A 5,596-nucleotide genomic window follows, 5' to 3' on the forward strand; every position below is an offset into this window, starting at 1 on the left:
GGGCTTTCTCGTACAAAGTGCGCGGCATGTCTTCCTCGTTACGAATCGTCACAATGTGACCGGGCGGAACAACGAGACGGGAGAGGTGATTTCAAAGACGTGCGGCACTCCAAACGAAATTGTGATCAGCCACAACCGCCAGGGGTAGCTCAGTGCAGCGTCTATTTCGCCATGTTTTTTGAAATCACGCTTAAAAGCCGTCGAGCGGTCAATCGTCCGCATTCAGGTCAGCCATCAGTTCATCAACTGTATTGAAGCGCTTGCCCTTTTCTGCCTCAAGTTCTGCAATGGCTTTTCGCGTCGTTGCATTGGGCACTTTCACCGTAAAGGGCAGTCGATGCTCCTCGGCAATACGTATCATAAGCAAACGTATTGCATCCGACACTGACAAGCCCATTGCTTCTAAAGCTTCGGTTGCAAGCTCTTTTGTTCGTGTATCAATACGAGCGCGGACATAAGTATCTGCGGGCCCCATAATTATCCCCATTGAGTAATTAATGGCACATTGTAGTTCCAATGTAGTCACAAATCAAGCTAACTCATATAATACTCAGATGTCAGGGCGAAATTAAATTGGCTGAAGGAGTAGGCCAACTTACCGTGTGTTGTTCTTTGCCAGTGTACGCATTGCAAACCCGGACAATTAGGCTTCAATCCTGTCATTTTCCACCTACCCGATAACTTTTATCCTTGTTTGAGGAGTTCGATAAAACGCTCGTTTTATCAAACTCAAGCACACTCAGGCTATTGGTCTCCAAGCCTTTGATTATATGGTTTTGTATTGTGGTTTCATAAAACAAGGTTTAAGGTACGACAGCGAGATGAAATAATCAAACCTTTTAGGAAATCAACATCCATGAAAATTGGCTATGCACGGGTCAGCACCAAAGACCAGCATTTAGGGTTACAAATTGATGCCTTGAAAAAGGCCGGGTGCGAAAAAATATACCAGGACATTGCCAGCGGCGCACGGTCAGAACGTCCGGCACTGAACGAATTGATCCATAATTTACGTTCTGGTGATGTGCTGGTGATCTGGAAGCTAGACGGGTTAGGCCGTACACTCAATCACCTGATAGTCCTGGTCAATGACTTAATGGAAAAAAAGGTTGGCCTGCAAAGCCTGTATGATCCCATTGACACCACTACCGCCCAAGGCCGATTGAGCTTTAACTTGTTTGCGTCACAAGCCGAGTTTGAGCGTGACCTTATCGGGGGGAGAACCCAAGCTGGCCTGTCCGCAGCCAGGGCCAGGGGACGCAATGGCGGCCGGCCCAAAGGTATACCGCCAAAAGCCGAAGCCACGGCTTGTGCAGCAGAAACGCTTTGTAAAGAAAGGCGGCTCACGGTAAACGAAATCTCAGAAAAGCTGGGTATCGCCAAAAGCACCTTAATACACCTATCTGCGCCACCGTGAGGTTACGCTTGGGTCTTTTAAAACCAATGCCGAATGTGCCTAGTGAACAGCGATGAGCGGCAAACGACTTTATCCCGAAGCGTTGGTTAGTTTACGCCATCGCCTCAGCCGACTGCCATCCCGAAGCAAGGAACGCCGCTCCATCATGCAGGAAACGGCTGACCTGTACGGGGTATCGGAATCCACTTTGTATAGGGCGTTTAAACAAGATAACCGCCCCAAACCGCTACGGCGGTCTGACCGTGGCAAGCCAAGGGTATTACCGTCAGAATTAATGGAAACCTATTGCGAAGTTATTGCCGCCCTGAAAATACGGTCTTCCAACAAAAAAAGCCGCCATCTTTCCACCGATGAGTGCATTCGTCTACTACAAGGTTTTGGTGTAACAACCCCGGCAGGCCATATCAAGGCTGAACCGGGGCAACTTAAGAAAACCACCGTCAACCATTACCTGAAACTGTGGGGCTTTGACCGCAATTACTTGGTCCGGCAACCGCCCGCCGTCCGTTTTCAGGCGGAACACAGCAATGAATGCTGGCATTTCGACCTCAGCCCATCCGACCTTAAACACGTCAAAGAGCCGATTTGGATAGACAAAGCCAAGGGTGCGCCCATCTTGATGCTCTACAGTGTTGCCGATGACCGGAGCGGTGTGGGTTATCAAGAATACCATTGTGTCTACGGTGAAGATGTTGAAGCGGCGTTGCGGTTCTTGTTTGCGGCCATGTCGCCAAAACAAGACCCCCTGTTTTTGCTTCAGGGAATCCCCGCTAAAATATATTGTGACAACGGCCCGATTTCCAGAAGCCGTATATTTCAACAAGTCATGGACTATTTGGGAATAGAAATTATCACTCACATGCCGAAGGACAGTGACGGTACTCGGATGACTTCCCGATCAAAAGGCAAGGTCGAACGGCCATTCCGTACCGTCAAGGAAGTCCACGAAACCCTTTATCATTTCCACGAACCTCAAAATGAAGCGGAAGCTAACGAGTGGTTGTTCAACTACCTGATCCGCTACAACGATAAGGAGCATCGGTCTGAACCGCACTCCATGATGGAAGATTGGCAACTTAATCTTCCATCCGCTGGTATCCGTGAGATGTGTTCCTGGGAACGGTTTTGTACCTTTGCGCGTGAACCGGAACGCCGTAAAGTCGGCCTGGATGCCCGTGTCAGCATTGACGGCGTAAGCTATGAAGTCGAGCCCGATTTGGCCGAGGAGACTGTCGTGCTGTGGTGGGGGCTGTTTGACAGCGAATTGTATGTTGAATTTAGGGATAAACGCTATGGCCCATATCAGCCAGTTGGTGGGCCTATTCCTCTGGGGCGTTACCGCTCATACAAAAAAACCAAGCAGCAAAACCGGTCTGAAAAAATCCATGCCTTAGCGAAAGACATTCAACTGCCCCGCGCTGCCCTGGAAACAAACCCACATAGCGATGCGTTAGCTTCATTTGAAAAAGCGCCAGAAATCCCCAAGATTGCATTTGTTGACCCCGATCCTTTCATCGAGTTTACCTTCCCTGATCGGGTATCGGCAAAATTGGCGATTGCCTCTGAGTTGGGTAAAGCTTTGGCAAAATTGAATCAGGAACAGCAAGACTACATTAATCAAATTGTCGCCGAAACCCTCAACAAGCGCCAACTATTTGAACAGGTACGCGCTTTTTTTAATTCACCATCCATAGGAAAGCGACATGTTAAGTGATGTTATGGACTATTACAGTCTCATCTGGGACTTCCGGGGTGTCTGATATTTTGAAACGGAACATCATCAACAAATTTCCAAGGAACTCAAAGCTGCAATCAAGCAAGATCAAATAGTGGCTTTGACGGGTATTGTCGGGTGCGGCAAAACAACGACACTCATAGCCATCAAGGAAGAGTTGGCCAGGGATAAGGAAATCCTGGTTTCAAAGTCATTGTCAGTAGAGAAAGGCAAAGTAAACCTTGGCACTCTAATCTTGGCCTTATTTTATGACCTGGTGACAGAAAAAGACTTTAAAATACCCACCCAACCCGAAAGGCGCGAACGGGCGTTACAGGCGCTGATTAAGAAACGGCAAAAACCCATAGCCTTATTTATTGATGAGTCTCACGACCTCCACAGCAAAACATTGGTTGGACTCAAACGCCTAATTGAAGTGGTGCGGGAAGGCGATGGTGTATTGTCTGTCATCCTGGCAGGAAAGCCCAAATTGAGGAACGACCTGCGTAGACCAGCAATGGAAGAAATCGGCTCACGGACGACGATATTGACGCATGAAGGGATACAAGGGCAGAAAACAGAGTTTATCAATTGGCTGCTTGAAAAATGTTTAAAAAAAGGCATCAAACGTGCCGATGTGATTACCGATGAGGCCTTGGCGCAATTGGCGGAAAGGTTGACGACACCGCTGCAAATTGAACAGCATTTGAGACTGGCTTTCGACGAAGCGTACCGGATAGGGCAAAAGCCTGTTGAAAACGAAATTATCGATGCTGTCCTGGCGAAAGACATCAATGCTATAGAACCACAACTGACCCGTCACGGCTACAATACCAAGGTTTTAGCTGAACTGCTAGACACCAAGCCTGCTGAAATACGTTCGTTCTTGCACGGAAACCTGACCCCAACGAGGTCACAAGAGATACAAAACAGTCTCCTGGCAATAGGCATTCCGCTCTGATTTCTTATTTGCATATAATGTGGTTCCTGAGCGATGTTTGCAGGCTGTTTGCAAAAAATGTGGGTTCATTCGCAATTAATTCGGGTCGAAAGGGTCGGATATTCTCAAATAATTCGGGCCGAAAAAGCGGATGTTTGCAGGTCTTACGGATTATGTTTGCAGGTCGCTACAGGTAGCCAATGGTATAAATCCGAGTGAAACTAGGAAGCAAACAAAAGCAGCTCAGATATTAGTAGCCGAAAATGAAAAACGAATTAAAGCTGGATTAACTATAGTGGATAGTTTTCAGTATGTCGCTGAAGAATGGGGACGCAAAAAGGTTGAAACATGGACTGAGAAAAACAACCGCTCAAAACGAATGTTGGAACGAAATATATTTCCTTGGCTGGGAGATAAGCCTATATCAGATATTAAGCCTATGGACATTTTAACATGCCTGGGATGGGTTGAAGTTCGCGGTACTATTGATTCGGTCCATAGAACCCTACAGATTACAGGACAGGTATTTCGCTATGCCGTGGCGACAGGGCGGGTTGATCGTGACATAACTCACGATTTACGTGGGGCATTACCACCCACCAAAGGCAAACACTTTGCAGCCATTACCGAACCCAAACTGGTAGCAGAGCTATTAAGAGCAATTGACACTTATCAAGGATCATTTACCGCGCTTTGTGCATTGAAACTCGCACCTTTGGTATTTGTAAGACCAGGAGAATTAAGGGCGGTAGAATGGCAGCACATAGATTTTGAGGATAAAGAATGGCGTTACTTTGTATCAAAAACCGCAGTCCAGCACATCGTGCCGCTATCATCCCAAGCCTTGAAGATATTGGAAGAATTACACCCACTCACAGGTAAAGTGGCCCCCATTGTCCAGACAAATATCTGCCTAGTTTAAGATAGAGACCTGTTCACATTACAGCTGGATGGCGCTGCCCCAATTCTTCAGCAGTAGGCGACACCTTCTGTGTGCCACTGAATCTGTCCACAATCTTTGCGCCGCCACCTTTAGCGGTCTGGTACACGGTGTTGGGTATAGCCCAGTGATTGATGTAACCGTTCTTCATTGTAAAATTGGAAATAGTCGGTCAGACCCAGCAGTAAATCCGGCATGTTGGCGTATTTTTGCAAATACACATCCTCATATCTCACTGTCCGCCACAGCCGTTCGATTTATGCCCCAGAGGGTACAAAAATGTTGTCCAATGCCCGCCCGCGCCCGTAACCTACAGGGATGTAGGGAATGCGGATATTGCAGGAGCAAATATCTGCCCATGCTGATGGCGATGCCGTGGCCGAGCAGCACCCCCGTGAAGCTGCCGCTGGTGAACTGCGAGCCTTGGTCGGTGTTGAATGTAATGGTCAAGTAAAACCGGACACTTTTTCAGACAGCTTTCCTATAAAAATCCCGTTCATATTGCAACGGGGATTGATAACCTAATTTTGAATGAGATCGTTTGCCATTGTAAAAGGCCAAATAATCAATAACACTCAGCTTGGT

General features: G+C 47.5%; 6 protein-coding genes and 1 pseudogene. 4 read left to right on the forward strand and 3 right to left on the reverse strand.

The window, feature by feature from the left end; translation table 11 throughout:
- Positions 1-208: 208 nt before the first annotated feature.
- Complete coding sequence (locus AC1YY3_RS12600) at positions 209-475, reverse strand: type II toxin-antitoxin system RelB/DinJ family antitoxin (protein ID WP_481825150.1); 267 nt, start codon at positions 473-475, stop codon at positions 209-211.
- Positions 476-856: 381 nt separating this feature from the next.
- Here AC1YY3_RS12600 and AC1YY3_RS12605 point away from each other — a divergent pair, with 381 nt between their 5' ends.
- The 4 genes from AC1YY3_RS12605 (at position 857) to AC1YY3_RS12620 (ending at position 4,993) form a co-directional block, all read left to right on the forward strand.
- Positions 857-1,417 (forward strand): recombinase family protein, encoded by a 561-nt coding sequence (locus AC1YY3_RS12605; RefSeq protein WP_481825151.1) that lies wholly within the window; start codon positions 857-859, stop codon positions 1,415-1,417.
- 52 nt (positions 1,418-1,469) lie between these two features.
- A complete protein-coding gene (locus tag AC1YY3_RS12610; RefSeq protein WP_481825152.1) occupies positions 1,470-3,131 on the forward strand; it encodes a transposase family protein in 1,662 nt (553 codons plus the stop codon).
- 115 nt (positions 3,132-3,246) lie between these two features.
- Positions 3,247-4,092, forward strand: coding sequence for an AAA family ATPase (locus AC1YY3_RS12615; protein WP_481825153.1), 846 nt, complete (start codon positions 3,247-3,249; stop codon positions 4,090-4,092).
- 130 nt (positions 4,093-4,222) lie between these two features.
- On the forward strand, positions 4,223-4,993 hold the full coding sequence (locus AC1YY3_RS12620; protein WP_481825154.1) for a tyrosine-type recombinase/integrase: 771 nt from the start codon (positions 4,223-4,225) through the stop codon (positions 4,991-4,993).
- A gap of 13 nt (positions 4,994-5,006) precedes the next feature.
- On the opposite strand, the pseudogene AC1YY3_RS12625 reads toward AC1YY3_RS12620, so the two are convergent.
- Both AC1YY3_RS12625 and AC1YY3_RS12630 read right to left on the reverse strand, forming a co-directional pair.
- A pseudogene (locus AC1YY3_RS12625) lies at positions 5,007-5,449 on the reverse strand (integrase core domain-containing protein); the annotation flags it as partial.
- Positions 5,450-5,479: 30 nt separating this feature from the next.
- Positions 5,480-5,572 (reverse strand): hypothetical protein, encoded by a 93-nt coding sequence (locus AC1YY3_RS12630; RefSeq protein ID WP_481825155.1) that lies wholly within the window; start codon positions 5,570-5,572, stop codon positions 5,480-5,482.
- Between the last annotated feature and the right edge of the window lie 24 nt (positions 5,573-5,596).

This window comes from Methyloglobulus sp. (genome assembly GCF_964779595.1).